The organism is Mesobacillus boroniphilus, assembly GCF_018424685.1.
GTDB lineage: Bacteria > Bacillota > Bacilli > Bacillales > Cytobacillaceae > Mesobacillus > Mesobacillus boroniphilus_A.
This window is the reverse complement of sequence record NZ_QTKX01000001.1, coordinates 749,549-768,013: the sequence shown is the minus strand read 5'-3', so window position 1 is coordinate 768,013 and position 18,465 is coordinate 749,549. Positions and strand designations below refer to the sequence as shown.

At 41.5% G+C, this 18,465-nt stretch carries 19 protein-coding genes; 1 reads left to right on the top strand and 18 read right to left on the bottom strand.

The features are described from left to right. Positions 1-186: 186 nt before the first annotated feature. The 10 genes from DYI25_RS03760 to DYI25_RS03715 all read right to left on the bottom strand — a co-directional run bounded on the left by DYI25_RS03760 (position 187) and on the right by DYI25_RS03715 (position 8,563). Complete coding sequence (locus DYI25_RS03760) at positions 187-813, bottom strand: response regulator transcription factor (RefSeq protein WP_213367071.1); 627 nt, start codon at positions 811-813, stop codon at positions 187-189. Further along, positions 791-1,834 carry a histidine kinase gene (locus DYI25_RS03755; RefSeq protein WP_213367069.1) on the bottom strand — a complete coding sequence of 348 codons (1,044 nt, stop codon included), beginning with the start codon at positions 1,832-1,834 and terminating at the stop codon, positions 791-793. The genes DYI25_RS03760 and DYI25_RS03755 overlap by 23 nt, the downstream gene beginning before the upstream one ends. Positions 1,835-1,973: 139 nt before the next feature. Then, entirely contained in the window at positions 1,974-2,477 is a 504-nt protein-coding gene (locus DYI25_RS03750) for a GNAT family N-acetyltransferase (RefSeq protein WP_249745231.1), read from the bottom strand. A 104-nt stretch (positions 2,478-2,581) separates the two neighbouring features. Beyond that, the gene (locus tag DYI25_RS03745) at positions 2,582-2,908 is read right to left on the bottom strand and encodes a hypothetical protein (protein ID WP_213367067.1); all 327 of its coding nucleotides are present in this window, start codon (positions 2,906-2,908) and stop codon (positions 2,582-2,584) included. Between the two features lie 27 nt (positions 2,909-2,935). Beyond that, on the bottom strand, positions 2,936-3,079 hold the full coding sequence (locus DYI25_RS03740) for a hypothetical protein (RefSeq protein WP_213367065.1): 144 nt from the start codon (positions 3,077-3,079) through the stop codon (positions 2,936-2,938). A gap of 246 nt (positions 3,080-3,325) precedes the next feature. Then, complete coding sequence (locus tag DYI25_RS03735) at positions 3,326-3,772, bottom strand: NUDIX domain-containing protein (protein ID WP_213367062.1); 447 nt, start codon at positions 3,770-3,772, stop codon at positions 3,326-3,328. Positions 3,773-4,083: 311 nt separating this feature from the next. Continuing rightward, the gene (nrfD, locus tag DYI25_RS03730) at positions 4,084-4,980 is read right to left on the bottom strand and encodes an NrfD/PsrC family molybdoenzyme membrane anchor subunit (RefSeq protein WP_213367060.1); all 897 of its coding nucleotides are present in this window, start codon (positions 4,978-4,980) and stop codon (positions 4,084-4,086) included. Positions 4,981-4,985: 5 nt separating this feature from the next. Further along, on the bottom strand, positions 4,986-5,522 hold the full coding sequence (locus DYI25_RS03725; RefSeq protein ID WP_041966653.1) for a 4Fe-4S dicluster domain-containing protein: 537 nt from the start codon (positions 5,520-5,522) through the stop codon (positions 4,986-4,988). Beyond that, complete coding sequence (locus DYI25_RS03720) at positions 5,522-7,717, bottom strand: molybdopterin-containing oxidoreductase family protein (RefSeq protein ID WP_213367058.1); 2,196 nt, start codon at positions 7,715-7,717, stop codon at positions 5,522-5,524. The genes DYI25_RS03725 and DYI25_RS03720 overlap by 1 nt, the downstream gene beginning before the upstream one ends. A 231-nt stretch (positions 7,718-7,948) precedes the next feature. Further along, positions 7,949-8,563 carry a molecular chaperone TorD family protein gene (locus DYI25_RS03715; protein ID WP_213367056.1) on the bottom strand — a complete coding sequence of 205 codons (615 nt, stop codon included), beginning with the start codon at positions 8,561-8,563 and terminating at the stop codon, positions 7,949-7,951. 308 nt (positions 8,564-8,871) lie between these two features. Between DYI25_RS03715 and DYI25_RS03710 the strand changes: the two genes are divergently transcribed. Next, the gene (locus DYI25_RS03710; RefSeq protein ID WP_213367054.1) at positions 8,872-9,783 is read left to right on the top strand and encodes a 4Fe-4S binding protein; all 912 of its coding nucleotides are present in this window, start codon (positions 8,872-8,874) and stop codon (positions 9,781-9,783) included. A 116-nt stretch (positions 9,784-9,899) separates the two neighbouring features. On the opposite strand, the gene DYI25_RS03705 is transcribed toward DYI25_RS03710, so the two are convergent. The 8 genes from DYI25_RS03705 to DYI25_RS03670 form a co-directional block, all read right to left on the bottom strand. Beyond that, positions 9,900-10,442, bottom strand: a complete 543-nt coding sequence (locus DYI25_RS03705; protein WP_213367053.1) for an outer spore coat protein CotE — start codon at positions 10,440-10,442, stop codon at positions 9,900-9,902. Positions 10,443-10,748: 306 nt separating this feature from the next. Next, positions 10,749-11,186, bottom strand: coding sequence for a RicAFT regulatory complex protein RicA family protein (locus tag DYI25_RS03700; protein WP_213367051.1), 438 nt, complete (start codon positions 11,184-11,186; stop codon positions 10,749-10,751). 1 nt (position 11,187) lies between these two features. Further along, complete coding sequence (miaB, locus tag DYI25_RS03695; RefSeq protein WP_213367049.1) at positions 11,188-12,732, bottom strand: tRNA (N6-isopentenyl adenosine(37)-C2)-methylthiotransferase MiaB; 1,545 nt, start codon at positions 12,730-12,732, stop codon at positions 11,188-11,190. Between the two features lie 348 nt (positions 12,733-13,080). Beyond that, positions 13,081-13,947: a 2-oxoacid:ferredoxin oxidoreductase subunit beta gene (locus DYI25_RS03690; RefSeq protein WP_213367047.1), complete on the bottom strand. Its 867-nt coding sequence runs from the start codon at positions 13,945-13,947 to the stop codon at positions 13,081-13,083. A gap of 1 nt (position 13,948) precedes the next feature. Further along, entirely contained in the window at positions 13,949-15,682 is a 1,734-nt protein-coding gene (locus DYI25_RS03685) for a 2-oxoacid:acceptor oxidoreductase subunit alpha (protein WP_213367045.1), read from the bottom strand. Positions 15,683-15,978: 296 nt separating this feature from the next. Further along, positions 15,979-16,914 carry a dipeptidase gene (locus DYI25_RS03680; RefSeq protein WP_213367043.1) on the bottom strand — a complete coding sequence of 312 codons (936 nt, stop codon included), beginning with the start codon at positions 16,912-16,914 and terminating at the stop codon, positions 15,979-15,981. A 134-nt stretch (positions 16,915-17,048) separates the two neighbouring features. Next, positions 17,049-17,309, bottom strand: coding sequence for a stage V sporulation protein SpoVS (spoVS, locus tag DYI25_RS03675; RefSeq protein WP_079508506.1), 261 nt, complete (start codon positions 17,307-17,309; stop codon positions 17,049-17,051). Positions 17,310-17,477: 168 nt separating this feature from the next. Then, positions 17,478-18,275: a TIGR00282 family metallophosphoesterase gene (locus DYI25_RS03670; RefSeq protein WP_213367041.1), complete on the bottom strand. Its 798-nt coding sequence runs from the start codon at positions 18,273-18,275 to the stop codon at positions 17,478-17,480. Positions 18,276-18,465: the final 190 nt, after the last annotated feature.

Sequence of the window (18,465 nt, the reverse complement as noted above, 5' to 3'; positions counted from 1 at the left end):
TCAAAACACCTACTTTCGACCTATAATTATTTTATTATCTCAAAAAATAACGTCTCAAGAAATAAATTCCAATTAATATATGAAAATATTTAGAAAAGATTCTAATGGATTAAAAGTCAGATAATTCCCGTCTGGATTCCCTGGCCAAACCTTAAACAAAAAAGCAAGACATTGTCTGTCCTGCTTCTAAGGTTGAAATACATTATATTTCCGTGCTGTTTCGACCCATTCATATCGTTTGTGGGTTCCTAGCTTCTCACCGATTTTCTGCCTATGGTTTTCAACTGTTTTGACTGAAATATCAAGCCTTTCAGCGATATCCTTTTGGGAATATCCTTTAACGGTTAGGATGAAAACTTCCTTTTCCCGCTTGGTGATCGGGAGGTCGGCAAGATTGACTTGGTCACCCTCCGAATCATCTTCCCATATATGTGTATCGAACACTTTCTGGTTCGCTAAGATTTTGTCCAATGATTGGATGAGATCATCCCGCTTCAGCTGCTTGATTAAATAGCCGTCAGCACCTGCCTCATAAGCCTTCTTTTGATACCCTATATCATCGTGCATTGAGAAAATGACTATTTTAGCATCTGGGAGAAGTTTCCGCAGCCTTTCCAATGTCGTCATTCCATCCAGCCCCCCCGGCATTGAAAGGTCCAGCAGTACCAGGTCGGCGGGGAATTCCGCCGCAGCTTTAACAGCCTCATAGCCATCACAGGCACAAATCCTTCCATCAATGCAAAAAGATTGCTGCAAAAGCATGCTTAGCCCATCCCGGACAATTTCATGATCATCGATGATCATTAGGTTCATCTTTCCTCACCCTCTCCGCGTTTGTTAAAGATACAAACCCTTCCACCCGAGTAGGGCCGCCTTCCTTGCTAATCCACTTGATGTCACCATCAAGCATCTTGCAGCGCTCATACATATGCTTCAACCCGAGCCCTTTCGTTTTACACCCACTTGAAATAAAGCCATTTCCATTGTCGTATAACTGAAAAAAGATATATTGATAGTAAGTCTTTAAATGAATGGAGAAATAGGTTGCTTTCCCATGGCGAACCGAATTTGTGATACTTTCCTGGATGATCCTGAACAGATGAAGTTCTTTTTCTGGATCCAGTTTCTGTTCCATATCGAGCTCCATCTCCAAAAAGATGTCTATCTGGTATAGCTTTCTCCAGTCCTTTACTGCTTGCCGAAGCGACTTTTCCAAACCAATGTCATAAACAATTTCAGGTCTGAGGCTTTTGGTCAGGCGCTTAATATCTTCAAGTGTTTTTTCCATGACATTGACCATGTTGGTGACATGATTTTGATATTTATCTTCGCTAATGTTCTGTTTAATTACTTCGAGGCCAAGGAATATGCTATAAACACTTTGTCCGATATGATCATGCAGTTCCATGGCAATCCTTTTACGCTCTGCCTCTTGTGCGAGCAGCGTTTCCTGTACAAGCAGCTCGTGGAATCGTGCCCGCTCGCTATTTTCATTCTGGACAGGGGGCCGTATCCTGAGAACATAATATACTTCTTCCAATATTGTCATTTTTTTTAAAGACATTTCAAACTCTTCAAGTCCTTCATATACTGCCAAGTGGGAGTTGAAAGAAGGAATCGGTTCATCAGAAGTTAAAATACAGCGATTCTCATCCTCGTCTAGCTCTCTTTCCTGACAATAAGTACAGTAGGGCACTTTCTCGCCTAACTTCCAACCAGTCATGTCGACTGCCTTTTCATTGAGATAATGAATCATCCGATTCTTATCCATAACAATCATGCCCTCAGGCAGATGGTCAACAATTTCTGCTAAAAATTCTGTTCGGACAACCATAAACTAATCCCTCGCTAAAACACCTCTTCTTCGTAACTCCATTTTAACCCATATTCTAGCTGGTACCCCTGCATGTTTATTAACATTAAGTGAAATCTCTAGTTTTTTGTCATAAAAAAAGACCCGACTAAGGGCCGTATTAAGCAAATAACTTTTTTTGATATTTACTGTGTTGATCTGTTTCACCGACGTAGTGAAATCCACTGACCAAATAGAATTTATTCAGTTTGCTATTGTCTGCAACACAGTCTAATTTTAGATATGTTTTGTCTGTTGAAATGTTCTCCTTAATCCATTCCAATATCTCTTTTCCGAGACCTTTGCCAATATGTACTGGTTTTAAAGCCAGCCTATGCAGATACACTGAATCTCCTTCAGGATCCTCACCAAAAATATGCTTATCCCAATCACTTTGCCTTGCCGAGAGGGTGAACGTAGCGATTAGTTCTTCATCATTCATGACAATGAATGTTTCGTTTAGTGTTATAGAGTTCAGAATTTCCTTATCATCGCCGCCATTCAATAGATATTGCCATTGATTGATGCTATTTTCTTGCATCCACATTGCTGCATTTTTCAGCATCTCCATAATCTTTTCTCCGTCTTCTTTTACAGCAATTCTTACCTGAGCATCTTCCAGCAACTATGACACCCGCTTTCCATTATTTTATTTAACTATTCGATAATACAAAGGTTATTCCTTCATAAAAAAACAGGCTGAGCTCAGCCTGTTCTAAAGTAATACTATCATTTCAAAGTTTTGAGAACTGCCTCAATATCTTCATTGGTCATTTCGATTGCCTGAGTCATTGTCCTGACATCCTTTGATGCCCAGTAATCATATAAACGTGCCAGGTCATTGCGATTATATACCTGATTACCGTAGTGGCTGAAGAAATAGGCAACCAAAAGATTGACTACATTGGCCGGGAGTTTGTTTCGGGTTGAAATCGACCTGAGTGCAATTTTCTCAAGACCGCGGATATTATTATCGGTGAATTTTTCTACCACTTCAATTGGCAAAGCGGTTTCACAAAAAGTAAGGAATTCTGGATCGGTTAATTGTTTATTCATATAAAATCTCCTGCTTAATTTACTTATTCAAATTGCTTCCAGTGCATTCTCTATAAGCTCGATATCCTTTGTTATAGACTTTTTTATAGTGGCATCTTCACAACGCTGGTACTCTTTATGAAGTCTTCTTAGTTCTTCGTGAAAGATCAAATATTCAAAGTTGTTAATCATAATCGCCCTCATTATTTTTAACTATTCTAAGAAATATTTTCCCCTTTATACCTCTTGTCAAACAAATTAATAATGAGGAATGTGATTATGCTTACATTATCATTAAGCAGGAGAGAAAGAGAAGAGGTATTTTGGTTCATTTGATTTCCTCAACAAGTATAGATAATTTCATTCAATTACACTTGTACAAAAATCCCTTTTCATTTTCTCATTAAGCAGGAAGAAAAATTTTCATCTTATATTCACTCAATTATTTTCAATCATTGCCATAGCCCTTTGAATAGCCCAGCTTTGATGCTCATGAAATATTTTTTTCACAGCTGCCCCAGTTTTAAGCCACTTGAGTTGATGGTCAGCTCCTATAGGTTCTCCAGCCTTTCCAACTATGCTGGCAAAATAAAAATGCCCGTCCGCGAGATAATATTCACGATCGTTCTCTGAGTAAAAATACCGCTGTGCTCTCCCGATCCATTCTCCGATTTCTAGAAGCTTTCCCATTTCTTCAATGCCTTCCCTGACTAGACAATCATAATGACTCTCGCTTCCTTCCAAGCCGCCGCCAGGAAGGAAATACTTCCCATCATCTGTCTTAACTAAGGCAATCAAATTCTCATGTTCATTATAAATGATTCCATACACACCCTGCCTCTGGGTATAGCTTACTCCTGATTCCATTTCACCAAAAGTTATCATTTATACATCCCTTCAGTCTAAAAAAAGTCATTAAAATTCAATAAGATTGTGATCTGTTCAATGAATTCTGTCCAGTCCAACCCATACAAATACCATTTTACCATGTTAAAAGCTGAACCTTCACTGATTCAACTTTTAGCATGGTCAATGAAACGAGGCCTATACCGCAACCGACCGAACCTTCCCATGCTGCTTTTGGCTGTTGGCAATATAGCCATTCAGATCATATTGAAAATAAAGAAAAAGCGCAATGGCTCCATTGATGCATAAAAGACCTGGACGATTTTAGTCCAGGTCTTCTTGCAAAATATTTATATAAAAATTACCGGAACTGCTGCTGCAAGTAACAGATAGCGGAGAATGAAACCGCCTGCCAGTACGGCACTTTCAGTGATCATAGTTGCGGCGATTCCGTGTGAGCCTGAAGCGGCTACTTCCAATCCTGCCGGTGTTTGGTGAAGTTTTTTTGCATTCCATAATTCAAGAGCCTCGATTGCGATTGGAACGATCAATCCCACAACAACCAGTCCCAGCCAGAATAAACCACTGTACTCTCCAGAAAGAAGCATCGAAACAGATTGGGCTGCTGACTCATTTGTAGATGAAGTGATCAGGAACATCGTGAAAATCAGGAAAACTTCGGAAATCAGCAATGTTAAGTGGAATTTTTTGATGGATATCACATGATGGATCACTTTTTTATCCACAAAGGCTGACACGAGCATTGTGCCGGCAATTCCTGTTGAGAATGCCGACACGACGAACAGGATTGGCAAAATTGCTGTATTCCATAATGGGACCGCTCCGATAACTCCAATCAGGAAGCCAGTGTAAATGGCTGTAGCTACTGCTAAAACGATGCCGACATACTCCAGCATTTTATTAATATCTTTTTTCAACAATTCCATTAAAGCTATGTAGGCTGCAGCCATCATGAAAAAACTGATGAAATAAGTACCGATTGTCATGACAGAACTGAAATTGGTAAACAAATAGATGAAACGTAAAGGATCCTTCAGACCTGCTTCTGCATCAACAATAAGAAGTAATAGTCCAATCCCCATAAGAATCGGGCTGATTAGCCTTCCGACAATCCTGACTATTTTGGCATCAGGATATTTCCTTGCTGCGTAGGAAGATGTTAAAAACGCACCGGCACTAAGTCCAGCAAGGAATAAATAGGCAGCGATAATTGTTCCCCAAACCATTATAATCACCTCACGTAATAAATTTTTGCCTTGCCTAAGTCCGGCCTTAAAGGCTGGGCATTCATCTTAACGATTGCTTTTGAAACTTCACTGTTCGGATCATCAAGGTCACCGAATATGCGGGCATTGCTGATGCATGTGCTGACACATGCCGGCTGTTTACCTTCTGCCACAAGCTCAGCGCAGAAGCGGCATTTTTCAACTACCCCGGTATTATGATCTTGCGTTCTTGCGCCATAATGGCAAGCTACCATACAATACTTGCAGCCGATACACTTATCTGCGTCTACTAGCACGATGCCTTCTTTTGTCGTGTATGTTGCCTTTGTCGGGCAGACACTCACACATGGTGCATCCTCACAGTGCTGGCATTGTACAGGGATGATTTCATTCTTGACGTTCGGGAAAACCCCTGTCTCTTTTTCATAAAATTTAATATAAGACTCTTCTACCGGAAGCTCATTCTGCATTTGGCAGCTTACCCGACAAGCATAACAGCCGACGCATTTTCGTGTGTCTATTACCATTCCATAGCGTGCCATCAGCCTTTCACCTTCCTAACCTTAACGATTACCTCATGAATATTTCCAGCTCCACTCCATTTTTCAAAATCAAATGGAACATGCTCCATATATCCAAAGCCAACACCGTATCCTGTCTTCAAATCTTTAGACGTTATGCCGTAGTGGCTCGGAACAAAAATTGCCTCTGGGTGGATTCTTTCGGTAACTTTCACTCGTATCTTGCTGGTTGCTTCACTTGATTTCAATTCAACCAAATCGCCATCCTTAATTCCCAGCGCTTTAGCTCGAGCAGGGTTGATCCAGATTCTCTCTAAATCATAATCTTTTGTTATCTGCATCAAGATTGGTATATTCGCCGTTTGAGTATGGCTGTGGATCGCCTGCTTGCCAGTGATCAGACGGAATGAATCGTCTGCCGGGCTTACCTTCGGCTCAATCCATTCGACTATCGGATTAAAGCCTGCTTCTTTATATGTTTCACTGCAAAATTCTACTTTTCCTGTTGGAGTTTTCAATTTCGGCACTTCTCCGAGTTTAATTTCATCATTCGGGAACATGATGGTTCCTTTTTCCCTCAGCTGCTTATAAGTTATGCTGGTAGGAGCGAGCATTGCCTCGTTCAGTTCATCAAGTGAGAAGTTGAAATATTGCCCAACACCGCAGACTTTAGCTAACTCAGTATAGATTTCATGGATTGGCTTTGTTTCTGGATGTACCTTGTCTACCATCTGCTGACGAAGGGCGATTCCAGGTATCTTTCCTGATAAACCTTCAATTACCTCATCACGTTCAATATACGTCACTTCCGGAAGGACATAATGAGCCAGCCGGGCCGTTTCGGACATTTGTACATCTATCGCCACAACAAGGTCCATTTTAGAAAGAGCTTCCTTCATTACTTTGGGATTTCCGTAGCCAAGCGCTGCATTGGAATGATAATAAATTGCCGCCTTCATTTTTCCTTCAAGCGCTTCCTTTGCCACCATTGTTGCTACACCGTGACTGTGATAAGCAAGCGGAAATTCCTTTTTACCTGCCTTTGGAGCATCTGGATCTTTTGGGTTTGCATGTTTCCCTTCATCTAAGTTGCCCAGATGAGGTTTAGTTCCAAAAATACTACCGCCTTTTTGCTGATAGTTTCCTAGTAAAGCATTGAACATCGCTACCGCACGGCCAGTTTCTGTACTATTCTCATAGTTACAGCCGAATGCACCTCTCCACGATTGCTCGATCAACGCCTTCGGTTTGGCTTTGCCCATATCAATGGCAATCCGTGTGATTGAGTCTGCAGGTATACCCGTGATTTTTTCAGCCCATTCTGGTGTGTATTTTTTCAGTTCCTTCGCGTATTCATCAAAACCAACAGTGTAGTTTTTAATGAATTCCGTGTCATGAAGGTTTTCTTTTATCAATACTTGGGACATTGCCAGCACTAATGCAAGATCTGTACCCGGACGGATTGCAAGCCATTCGGTTGCCAGGTTGCCTGTATTGTTCAAACGCGGATCGACAATGATAATCTTGGCTCCATTATCTTTTGCGGCTGCCAAAGATTGTACGGAACTAGGACGGATTCCATCTCCATAGCTCCTGCCGATGAACATGATGTATTTTGCATTGCTGATATCTGCACTTGTAGACGATACCCCGACCGTATGCATAAAGCCTGCATCCCTCGAGTTAGAACAAACAACATGGTGTGTAAAGTAGTTTGATGACCCGAGAGCATTAATGAATCGAGGAGAATAGAACTTCCCTGAAGCGCGTGGATCTTCTGTAAGCGCCACTGCCTGAGGACCATGTTCTTTTATGATTTCATTCAATTTTCCAGAAATCTCCTCATAAGCTTGTTCCCATGTGATCGGCTCAAATTTCTTTTCGCCAACCCGTTTTAAAGGCTGTGTCAGCCTATCCTTGGAATAAACAACTGTAGCATAACCATGCCCTCTGGCACATAGCTTCCCTTTCGAATATGGGTGATCAGGGTGTCCCGTCAGCTTCCATAAACGGCCGTTTTTGACATGGCCAATCATTCCGCACTTACTTGAACATGCATTGCATGTACTAGGAATTTCCTTGATTTCTGCGTTTGAGCCTGCTTTTACATATTCTTTGAACCATTCATTAAAGCCTACTGTTCCCGCTGATGCCAAAGCAGCAGTTGCGGCAGAGGCTTTAATGAAGCCCCGACGTGATAGTTTTGTATCCACCATTTTCACTAGCCCTCCTTTTACTCCAGACCGATTAAAAATCTTCATTTTTTATGCCTTTAGTGAATACGCCAGGCACTTTTCGATAAATGATGCTTCTTCCAATACTGCTAAAAAGTAAAGCTCTTTGACACTTCCGTAATGTTCCGATTCCTGAAATGGAATCTCTTAATATAGTTTTTTTCAAAAGATTGTCCATCACTAAAAGCATCACCACCTTCAAGATTTGAAGCCTTACAGGTAATTATTTCGATGTGCCTTGACAGTCCCGATCAATAGTCTTGTCAATCTCTGATAAAATTGATGCTCTGTTACTTCCAAAAGCTTCGATTCGAATTCTTCCAGCCAATCGTAATGATCATCCATAAATTCAGCCGTAAAATGCTCAGGTGCATGCTCAATGAAATAGGCCAGCAATTCCAGCAGGATTGCTAAATGGTCAGGCATGCTCTGTAATTCAATAGGAATATCAATCTTTAGCTTTTCTAACAGGTAATTGATATGTAACGCCGAATCACCCAGGATATAACCTTTGTCCCGAGCAAAGGGAAGAGTGCACGTTTCATCCTGTGTCCACGGTTTATATAAAGATTCAATCGGAAGTGCAGCATGCATTTGCGTGCTTCCAATAGAGTTCAAGTATAATTCTTGAAATTCAGCATAGTTTTCAGGCAAGACTTCCTCTATTGAAAAACCGACACTATAAAGTTCGTTGACCGATTTTTCCAGCTTCTTCAGAAGATCCTGCTGCTTAATCTCATCCCAGATCTCTATAGTAGGAAGTTTATATAAATCTGCAAGGACCATAAAAACATTCGAACATTCTGTTTTATTTTCCAATCCAATCACCGAGATTCACCACCTTTCGATTACAACTTCACTATATTGCAACGATGTTTGTGAAACAATATACATTCTGTGGATAATCCCCCCGGAGTATGTGAAGGGTTTCACCTAATTTAGTCGATGTTTTTTGAGCAAATAATTAAAGACTATTAAGAAACACCTGAAATACGGGCTTTAATACGGTTTCACCCATTCTGGAATTGTGAACATTCCTTTAAATATGTTTGAAAATCCAGCAAACTCGCATGTTTTTAGAAACTTTAATCGTAAAATGGAAGTATATGAACAATCATTACCTGAGGTGACCTATTATGTCGCTGCTAACCAATTGGCTCGAAAGCTTAAGCTATGAACTTGAAATATCGGAAGCCTGTTCAAAAAAGAAAAGTCCCTTGAGTACATGTACAGCTTGCATGGATGAATGTCCACAAGGAGCACTAATTCTTGAAGAAGGAAATTTACAGCTAGATGATCAGGCATGCTCACTTTGCGGTGTTTGCATAACAGTCTGTCCGCAGCAGGCAATAAAAGGACAGGCGCCAGCAAGGAAGGTCATACAGGATTATCTTTTATTACAAGATGATTCCCCACTCCCAAGCTTCATGGAACTGCTTTATTTCCATAAAAAAGGGGTCCGTTTTATTCAAAAGGCATCTGTTAACGAGGAGTTAGGAAGACGCGTTGGCAAAGCAAATGAGATTCTGAACGTGATGGAACTTGATCCTATATTGACAGCCGAGAACATTTCTCTTAAGGAAGATGCCCAACCTAAGCTGTCAAGACGTGGTTTTTTCACAAAACTCTCAATGGATAGCAAAAAAACCATTCTGTCTTCCGTTACGCCAGTAAAGTGGAGGTTCAACGAAGGGAGCTTTAAGTCTTCTAGCCTTTATCACGATTGGTCGTTCCATGAGGTAAGGATCATTGAGGAGAAATGCACATTATGTGAGGCTTGCTTTAACATTTGCCCTTCCCACATCTTCACACTGGAGCATGATACACTTAAAATTGATGAAAAGAATTGTTGCCGCTGCAACCTCTGCGTGGACATTTGTCAGTACAGTGGAATCCAGCTTGCTCAAAGTATCCACAAGGTTCGTGAAGTTGCCTATCAGGTGCATCAAAATGAATGCACTACCTGCAGAAGCAGTTTCTACTCTTGGGAAGAAACAAATGAATGTGAAATTTGCAAAAGACTTGAGAAACCTAATTTTTTCCTGTAACAGAATGAGGCATTAGTTCCATAGACGCTGCAGATACGTAAACAGCTTCCAGACCGGTGCCTTCCCCTTGTTCAAATACAAAAAAAACTAGGAAGTGAAAGCTTCCTAGTTCGATATTATTCTTCTTCTCCCAGAAGGAAGTCTGGATTCAAGTCTTCGAATTCGTCATCATCGATGCCATGGCCCCACTCATCATCATCGCAGTCGCATCCGCCTGGATGAGTGACAACACATACCTTTGTTTCACCAATGACTTCCACAAGGAATTCCCTCTCGACGTGAACGATGATTTTGTTGCCATTAGGCGAAATGACCGCTTCTATGCAGTTAGGCTGCTGCAGAACCTCGACATGGACATCATGGTCATCCATGCAATCAGGGTCACGGTACTTCAGCTTGATGACATCGCAGTAAGTTACTTTCTCCGTCACTACTTCTGTTTTTGTATTATCATCAAAGGAGTACCAGATGTTGGCTTCGTAAGACCCGTTTACTTCAACCACTTTACCTACCTTTTTTGCCTTATACTTATGGTTTATTACCCAAGCGCCCAGAATGCTGCTCGGATGATGCGCTGGGTTGATCGTATGATTGGACTGCGTGAATTTGCGTCCCTTCGCTACGACGGCTTTCGTAATAATCTCTCTGTAATCTCCCATTGCGAGCGAAACCTCCTCAATCTTTTTCAATTCATCCTATGCGTGATATTAGACTAGTGTGCGATTAATTTTAGAACCGCTGGTAAAAACTTAGGCATAGTTCATTGTATGCCCATATGCCCTGAATGTTCCCGATTGATGAAAGTTGATGGGTGATTAAGAAATGTTTAGCTTTTAAGTGACAGGCAAGTGGGAGATACTTGAGTTGGTTAACTGAAATTTTGGACTTCAATGGCCAGGCAAAGTTTAAAATAAAATAAAAAAATGGCACCTGCTATTTGACAGGTGCCATTTACTAATCAATTATTAATGGTTATGTGTGTGGCAGCTTTCGCCGTTTTTCAAAGATGCTCCTGTTTCACCGCGAAGTATATCTCCACCAGTTGATGCGACTACTTCATCTGTAACCGTATTGGAAATCGTTGTAGCCACTAGCTGAAGCAATTCATTAACATCGATTTGCGATTGCTTGAATTCCTGGACTACAGGGATTTCATCAAGCTGCTGTTCAAAAGATGCAATTTTTGCTTCAGTCTTCTTCAACGCTTCTGTCTTTCCATAATGCTGAAAGTTAACAGCCTGTTTTTGAAGACCTTTAATAGAAGAAATAAGTGTTTTCACTTTTTCATTCTCATGGATTTGTGCTTCTGCACGCTTAAAGAAGTCAACTTCCTCTGTTTCCGCAATCATTCTTGCGATTTCTCTTGAGCGCTCGATAATGTCATCTTTATTGTATTTTGCCAACTTACTTCACCTCAACTGGTTCGATTTCTTCTACCATTTCCCCGTTTAAAGACCATGTCTTTGCATCTGTAATCTTTACCTTGACGATTTTGCCAATTGCCGTTTTAGGTCCAACAAAATTGACAAGTTTCAACTTGCTTGTGTAACCAGCAAGAACATCAGGATTGTTTTTGCTTTCACCTTCAACCAGGACCTCCACAATCTGATCCTGATACTTCTTCATAGACTGGGCTGATTGCTCATTCACAAGTGCGTTCAGGCGCTGAAGGCGTTCTTTCTTCACTTCCATTGGAACATTATCCTGCATTTTAGCGGCAGGTGTTCCCTCCCTTGGGGAGTAAATGAACGTATAAGCTGATTCATAGCCAACCTCACGAACAAGTGACATTGTGTCCTCAAATTGCTCATCCGTTTCATTCGGGTACCCTACGATAATATCCGTTGTCAATGTAACATTCGGAATGGCCGCTTTGATCTTGCGTACCAGTTCGAGATATTGTTCCCGAGTGTATTTCCGGGCCATGATTTTCAATATATCAGTTGAACCTGATTGGACTGGAAGATGAATGTGGTCCATCAGGTTTCCGCCTTTTGCCAGCACTTGAATCAAGTGATCATCAAAGTCTCGCGGGTGGCTAGTAGTAAAACGGATACGAGGGATATCGATTTTGCTGATTTCATCCATCAAGTCCCCTAGACCATACTTGATATCTGTAAAGTCTTTTCCATACGCGTTTACATTCTGTCCAAGCAGGGTAATTTCCTGATAGCCCTGGGCAGCAAGCTGACGGACTTCCTGAATGATATCATCTGGACGGCGGCTGCGCTCTTTGCCTCGTGTATAAGGAACGATACAATATGTGCAGAATTTGTCACAGCCATACATAATGTTTACCCATGCTTTAATATTGCCTCTGCGCACCTTCGGAAGGTTTTCGATTACGTCTCCTTCTTTAGACCACACTTCTACGACCATTTCTTTGGACATGTATGCTTCTTGAAGGATATGTGGCAGGCGATGGATATTATGAGTACCAAAGATCATATCAACCTGGTTGTACGTTTTCAAAATTTTGTTAACGACAGATTCTTCCTGGGACATGCATCCGCAGACACCCAATAGAAGATCTGGCTTTTCTCTTTTTAGGTGCTTCAAATGTCCAAGTTCTCCAAACACCTTGTTTTCAGCATTTTCCCTAATCGCGCAAGTATTTAATAGGATGACATTCGCGTCTTCGACACTGTCAGTAGGTTCATAGCCGAGACCAAGGAAAATTCCAGCCATGACTTCTGTGTCGTGCTCATTCATCTGGCAGCCATAAGTGCGGATGTAGAATTTGCGGCCCTGCCCCATACCAAGGAATTCTTCAGGGAGATCGAAGTCTTTATGGTACTTGACTTCTTCCTTGCCGCGTTTTTTTGCATCCTTCAGAGATGGAGCAGTATATACTGTTTCAAAGTACTTGCTGTAATCCTTGCTGGATTTTTTGTCCGAAGAATTTTCAGTTTGTACTTGCTGTCCTTCCAAGCGTTGATTCTCGTTCATTATAGATCTCCTTTCATTAGAAAGCGAGCAGGCAGATCGATGGAGCCTGGTGCCGGTGCTAGTTACACAAACAGTTCTGCTTTCTACTTCTAAAAGGGCTATATTTCACCCTGAAAATATTAAATATACACATTATAATAGTATAAACTCTTCAATCAATGAAAACAATAGCAGGCACTGGAAATACAGCTTTCTTGGTGAAAAAAGCCGACTTAGAAATTTATATTACCTTAAAGATTGTTTTATCGTAGTGATGCTTATCACTATTTCTACCAAATAAGAATAATAAAACCCCAATCTGAGACGATTGGGGTTTTATTGCATTCCGGTCTGATTCCCAGACTTTATTTACATGAATTCAGCAACTAATTTATCAAAATGAGCTTGATCCAGTTTCAGGTCTGCTTGTGACAGCGGAGTCTCTGAATAACCGCTTACTAGCTCCTGATAAGATTTACGCTCTGTATTTTGATAGATTAATCCAGTAACAAGACCGTTGTTCTGCATTAATGTCTGCATTGCCGCTTCACGGTTTGATGGATCATATCCTTCAATGTCGCTAAGCTTTGTCAGGTTTTCTTTGAACCAATCGTATGTGTTTACCTTGTTGTATGTTACACAAGGGCTGAATACGTTGATCAGTGAGAAACCTTCATGCTTGATTCCTGCTTCGATAAGCGCAGTCAAGTCTTTTAGGTCTGTTGAGAAGCTTTGTGCCACGAATGTAGCACCAGCTGTCAATGCCAATTCCATTGGGGAAATAGCTTGCTCAATAGAACCCGCTGGAGTTGATTTTGTTTTGAAACCAGCAGCTGAACGCGGGGAAGTTTGTCCCTTTGTCAAACCATATATCTGGTTGTCCATAACAATGTAAGTAATATTGATGTTACGGCGGATCGCATGGACTGTATGTCCCATTCCGATCGCGAATCCGTCACCATCACCGCCGGAAGCAATAACGGTTAAATCACGGTTAGCCATCTTTACACCCTGCGCAATAGGAAGCGCACGGCCATGGATTCCGTGGAAACCATAAGAATTGATATATCCAGAGATACGGCCTGAACAGCCGATACCAGAGATTACAGCCAGATCTTCAGGTTCTAAACCAACATTGGCAGCAGCACGCTGCATGGCCGCCTGTACAGAGAAGTCGCCGCAGCCAGGGCACCAGTTTGGTTTTACATTATTGCGAAATTCTTTAAAAGTCGCCATCCTAGAACAACTCCTTGCATTTTGTGTGGACTTCCTGCGGCAAGAATGGATTTCCGTCATACTTGAGGATCTTGTGGATCTTCTCATGACTTCCGACATTCATCTTCATGATGTTTGCCAGCTGTCCTGTCGCATTGTTTTCAATAACTGCAACTTTCTTTGCAGATTTTACAAGCTGCATCATCTCATCAGCCGGGAATGGATGTACCAGGCGCACATGTGCGTGGTTTACTTTCAAGCCATCCTTCTCAAGTCTTCCCATTGCCTCTTCGATTGCACCTCTTGTTGAGTTGAAACCTACGATTAACAGATCAGCTTCCTCATGCGGAGCATTCTTATGGATTGGCGTATTGAACTTCAGATTGCTGATTTTGCGGAAGCGCTTATCCATCTGGGCAATGCGGTTCGCAGCAGATTCTGAAGGTTTTCCAGTTTCATCATGTTCTACACCAGTAACATGGTGGATACCGTTCTTCATTCCTGGGATAACACGTGGTGAAACACCATCTTCAGTCACTTCATAACGCTTGAAGTAACCCTTATTATCAATTTCAGGAAGTGCTTCTGTAGCTAATTTACCACGACGGATTTCTACTTTATCAAACTCAAGCGGTTCAACTGTCTGCTTTCCTAACGATAACTGCAGGTCAGTCAGCATAATAACCGGGCACTGATATTCTTCAGCAAGGTTAAATGCTTCAGCCGCATCGTAGAATGCTTCCTGTACAGTACTTGGAGCAAAGACAATTTTAGGAATCTCACCGTGCGTTCCATAAATCATTGCCATTAGATCTGACTGTTCCTGTTTAGTAGGAAGGCCGGTTGATGGGCCGCCACGCTGTGTATCAACAATGACAAGCGGTGTTTCAGTGATACCTGAAAGACCGATTGCTTCCATCTTCAATGATAGACCAGGTCCAGCAGAAGCAGTAATGGCACGTACACCTGCATAGTTAGCGCCGATTGTCATTGTGACAGCTGCAATTTCATCTTCAGTCTGGATAACTGTTCCGCCAAGAGCAGGAAGTTTCTTGATTAGGTATTCCATGATTTCTGAAGCAGGAGTGATTGGGTATGCAGCCATGAAACGGCATCCTGCAGCTACTGCTCCAAGAGCGATTGCATCATTTCCAATCATGAACAGGCGTTTCTGGCCATCAGCTTTTTCGAGCTGCATTGTGTCAGCGCCGCCTAATTGTTCTTTCGTATATTCGTAGCCAGCTTTGATGGCTTCCATATTTTTATCGACAACTTGTTGTCCTTTGCGTCCAAAAATCTCCTGGACGACTTCTTCAAAAACTTGGATATCCAAGTCTAAAACTGCACTAGTCGCACCGATGGCAACCATATTTTTCATAAGAGATGTTCCCAGTTCAGTAGCCATTTCCGTAAATGGAACCGCATACATCGAAGCTTGAGTATCCTCAGGCTTCTTTGGGTCAAACTTAGCATCAGCAATAATGACGCCGTTCTCATGCAATTCTTTGTAGTTTACATCGATTGTTTCCTGGTCGAAAGCTACAAGAATATCTAAATCGTCAGAAATAGATCGAACCTCTGTAGTGCTCACTCGAATCTTGTTATTTGTATGTCCGCCCTTGATACGTGATGAAAAGTGACGGTAGCCATACAAGTAGTAGCCTAGACGGTTCAATGCAATAGAGAAAATTTCCCCGGTAGATTCAATTCCTTCTCCCTGCTGTCCGCCAACTTTCCATGAAAGTTGATTGATCATCTCTTACACCCCTTTAGATACGTAAAAAAATATGTAAAAACGCTTCGTTATTAAGTGTAGCACTTTTCCAAGTAATTCACTAGAATTAAGCGGTTTATGTCCTGCTTTTATTGCTGAAATCTAGCAAATGGATGGTACTAAACGCTTACAATTCTAGACCTATGTGAAAAAAAAAGCAACCCTTTCAGAATAATTATTGACGAAAATATGAATATTTTTTTATTTATTAAAATATTATAAGTTTCTTACCCCGAAACCCTTCGATTCATGGTAAGGGATTGGCCATCCCCAAGAATTCAGCAACTTTGAACAGGCAGTCGGGAAGCCATATTCTCATATAGGAACTTATGCACTTGTATATCAGAATAATATTTTTGTAATTCATTCCAAAGGTTTTCATATTGTTCGTTACCACCGAGGTTATTCACCGTAAATTTAATTCCATCAAAGTCTGAGCCAAAGCCCACATGATTTTCTCCTCCAAGAGAACAAATGTGCTCAAGATGGCGGATGACATCATCGATTGATGCAGATTCCTTTTTACCTGATAAGAATTCTGGCACAAAGGTAACTCCAATGAGTGAATCGCGCTCAATCAGCGCTCTGATTTGTCTATCCCTAAGATTGCGGGGATGAGGGCAAAGCGAATAACAGTTTGAGTGGGAAGCAAATACATGGTCAGCCGCTTCCATTACATCCCAGAAGCCCTGTTCAGATAAGTGTGAGACATCGCAAATTGTTCTAGTTTCATTCAGGAGCTGGACAACCTGACGACCAAATCTTGAAAGACCTGCTCCCCGTTCCTCAAGGGCACCATCAGCCACATAATTTCCATAGTTCCATGTTAATCCTACTGAACGTACTCCCAGTCTCAGCAAAGTGCGCAATTTCAATAAATCCTGTCCAATCGCATCACAACCTTCCAGAGTCAGTACTGCACCAAATTCATCATCTGCGAGCTGGTCAATGTCCATCTTGTCTCTAACTAGCTTTATTTGAGGATGAGGCTTTAAAACTTTTTCATAAAATAAATCCGCCATTCGCAGTGCTGCTTCAAATTTCAAATCAGGGTGAACTGATTCAGGTACATAGATGGCAAATAATTGGACTTTGGTGGTCGATGCCTTCAGACGTTCAAGATTGACCTGCAATTCAGGGGAGTTGGTGAAATCAAGCGTCGGATCCATGAATAACTTATAAAGAACATCACAATGAGTGTCATAGATTTTCACAAAAATACCTCCTCGTTACATTCATAATACTCCATAAAATAAAAGAAACCTGCTTGCAATAGCAAACAGGCTGAAAGTGATCCTTACAGATTCTTAAAAACTATAATCTATCTATAGGCGTGATGCCGCCACTTTCACCGGGGTTCAACAATCAATTTAATGGCCGTCCGTTCTTCGCCATCAATCAGGATATCAGTAAATGCCGGGATGCAAATTAAATCGACTCCGCTAGGTGCTACGAACCCTCTTGCGATCGCTACTGCCTTAACGGCCTGATTCAATGCACCCGCCCCGATAGCCTGAATTTCTGCGCCCCCTCTTTCGCGCAGTACTCCAGCAAGCGCACCAGCTACAGAATTAGGATTAGATTTTGCTGAAACTTTTAATATATCCATGCCTGGCTCCTCCTTATTTTATCCCGTCCTGGACGCCTTATGTGGACATCCAGGTTAGTCTGTTCCACTGCTACTATATTCAGGAGGAAGCCTACATATGACCATCACTAAAAAAAAGCATTGTCTGTCCAGACAATGCTTTTTGCTTTAATGCAAGTGCTCGACGTACTATTCATAAAAAGGATGGTCTTCATTAACGAGGATTTTCTGGATTTTCACCGCTTTACCGGTCTTTTTGTCCAAGTCTATCAATACAGCAGAGAGCTGATTCCTTCCATCCTTGGCCACTTCAAATCGAGTTGGGAGACTTGTCAAGAACCTTCTAAGTACTGCTTCTTTTTCTACTCCCAATATTCCATCATACGGCCCGGTCATTCCAACGTCAGTAAGATAAGCTGTACCAGAGGGCAAAATCCTCTCATCCGCTGTCTGGACGTGAGTATGCGTTCCGACGACAGCGGAAACTCTACCATCAAGATACCAGCCCATGGCCTGCTTTTCGCTAGTTGCCTCTGCATGAAAATCGACGAAAATCAATGAAGTACGTTTCCTCGCTTCTTCGATCAATTCGTCCGCTTTCTTAAATGGACAATCAATTGGTGTCAAGAAAGTCCGTCCCTGTAAGTTGATAATTGCCAGCTCTTCCTGGTTGATCTTTAAATAGACAATCCCTTTTCCGGGTACTTCTTCAGGAAAATTCGCGGGCCTGACCAAATATTTAGCGTTATCGATGAATTCAAAAATATCGCGATTATCCCACGCATGGTTGCCTAGAGTTACCGCCTGGGCGCCTTGCTCAAGAAACTGACGATAAATCTTTTCCGTTATTCCTTTGCCGCTCGCAGCATTCTCACCATTTATGATCGTAACAGTCGGACGATATTTTCCCTTTAACTTTGGCAGGTATTCCGTAACCATATCCCTGCCTGGGGAACCTACAACATCCCCTACGAATAAAATTCTCATTGGATTCACTTTCCTGTCTTAAATTTATGTTGTATATGTGAAATTGTATCATACTATATTGCCTATTTAAAAATTCATTAAATTATTGCCAAAGTGTGTTTTGGACATAACCAGATACTTATCGGCGTCTTTCACATGTAATTCCTTCAGATTTTCATGATATTATTACTTTCGGAAAATTTATTCTCCG